The sequence below is a fragment of the Ideonella azotifigens genome (assembly GCF_006519715.1).
GTDB lineage: Bacteria > Pseudomonadota > Gammaproteobacteria > Burkholderiales > Burkholderiaceae_C > Ideonella > Ideonella azotifigens.
The window spans coordinates 1-1,042 of the sequence record NZ_VIDT01001183.1 but is presented as its reverse complement, the minus strand read 5'-3'; the positions used below and the strand labels follow the sequence as shown (position 1 = coordinate 1,042).

Here is a 1,042-nt window from a genome sequence, read left to right as displayed (position 1 = left end):
CGCGGCCGAGCAGCGCGTGCTGGAAGCGCCCGCGGTGCCCGGCCACTTCGAATCGGTGCGGGCCGATGGCGTGGTGCAACGCTTCCCGCACGCCACCGTGGCCACCCGGCTGTCGCTGGTGGCCCTGCGCGAGCTGCGGGTGCGCAATTCGTACCTGCTGATCGCCCGCGAGGGCGGCATGCTGCTGCCCGAGCCCTGGCACCTGTCGATGGGCGACTACCCCTACGAGCACCTGCAGGTGCTCAACCGTGGCCGCCTGGCCTGTTCGCTGCAGCCCTCGGGCGAGACCCGCCGCATCACCGAGCCGGTGCTGGTGCTGGCCAACCTGGACGCCACCTACCACCGTAACTACTACCACTGGATGGTGCTGATCCTGTCGCGCGTGCGCTGGCTGCAGGCTGAAGGCTGGCTGGACCGGCGCCCACTGCTGATGCCGCGCGAGCTCTCGGGCTGGATGCGCAGCTCGCTGCAGGACATCGGCGTGCGCCCGGAGCAACTGGTCGAATACGCCGACGGCGAGACCCTGCAACTGGCCGATGCGCTGCTGCTCTCGCCGCTGGAGTACGCCTGCCGCCCGCTGATGGACGACCTGTGCCGCCACCTGTGGCGCGCAGCCGGGCTGGACCCTGACCAGCCGCCAGCGCCGCAGCGCCTGCTTTACATTTCGCGCCTGAGCGCGCACCGTCGGCCGCTGGTCCACGAAGAAACCATCATGGCGCAGGCCAAGGCGCTGGGCTTCGAGCTGCTGGCGCCGGAAACGCTGAGCCTGCTGGAGCAGGTGCGCTTGTTTGCCAACGCACGTGGCATCGCCGGCCCGCCCGGTGCTGCCTACACCAACCTCAGCTGGTGCCAGCCCGGCACCCGCGTGCTGTCCATCTTCAAGGAAGAAGTCAACTTGCCGACCTTTGTCGACATCTCGGTCCAGCGCGGCCAGCAACACCGCTGGCTGCTCGGCCACAACCTGCCTGGCTTTGATCGCACACGTGTCGTCGCGGCGCCGTTCAGCGTGTCGCTGGAACTCACGCAGCGCGAGCTGGCCTGG

1 protein-coding gene is annotated in these 1,042 nt (G+C 69.4%); it reads left to right on the top strand.

All coding sequences use genetic code 11. The annotated features are described in order from the left end of the window. Positions 1-1,042, top strand: a 1,042-nt coding sequence (locus FKP22_RS31490; RefSeq protein ID WP_141292080.1) for a glycosyltransferase family 61 protein, incomplete at both ends; no start/stop codon positions are given.